Source organism: Tepidimonas sp., assembly GCF_046292505.1.
Classification (GTDB): Bacteria; Pseudomonadota; Gammaproteobacteria; order Burkholderiales; family Burkholderiaceae_C; genus Tepidimonas.
In genome coordinates this window covers 1-727 of sequence record NZ_JBKBQX010000179.1, presented here as the reverse complement: position 1 = coordinate 727, position 727 = coordinate 1, and the positions used below count along the sequence as shown (strand labels likewise).

1 pseudogene is annotated in these 727 nt (G+C 55.3%); it reads right to left on the bottom strand.

Annotation, left to right across the window (positions count from 1 at the left end):
• Window positions 1-727 (bottom strand): annotated as a pseudogene (locus ACK4TH_RS12590) (terminase); the annotation flags it as partial.

Sequence of the window (727 nt, the reverse complement as noted above, 5' to 3'; positions counted from 1 at the left end):
TGGATATGAAACCGTTATACGACATGCGCGGGAACTTGCCGTATACACGAATACGCGCTTCGTCGCTATCAGCCCCGTACTTCTCGATGATGTCTTGCAGCGCTTTCTTGTTGGTATGACTGACGCTGCGGCTGTCCACTTCGTACAAGTGGTACATGTGCTTGTGCTTATCGAAGCAATCGGCGAACTCGCCATCCGGCCGTGTCGGGTTGCCGAACGCGAAGAAGAACGCGTCACCGTCTGTCAGTGCGCCGTCGACCACTTCCCAGATTTTAGGGAAGATACCGGACGCTTCGTCGAAGACGGCGAATACCGTCTTGCCTTCATTGTGAAGGCCCGCGAACGCTTCCGTCTTCTGTTCCGAGACGGTCAGCGCTTCTACCATGTAGTTCTTGCGCCGGTCTTCATCGTACTGCGAAAAATAGAACTGAGTGGCCGTCCAGGTAAACCAGTGCTTATTGATGGCGAGATTATGCCACTTTGCCAGTTCCGGCCACGTCTTGCCTTCAAGCTGGTTCTGCGTATTCGCTGTGACGACACCGCGCGTATCGCGACGTGTCGACATGAGAAAGTAGATGATCCACGCAACCAGCGCCGATTTGCCTACACCGTGACCGGATGTCGTCGCACTACGCCAGACATCCATGTCCAGGCCGATGCCTGACAGCGTTGCGTTTTCGCGGATGTGTTCTCCCATGTCGCGCAGGATTTTGGCCTGCCAGTCCTC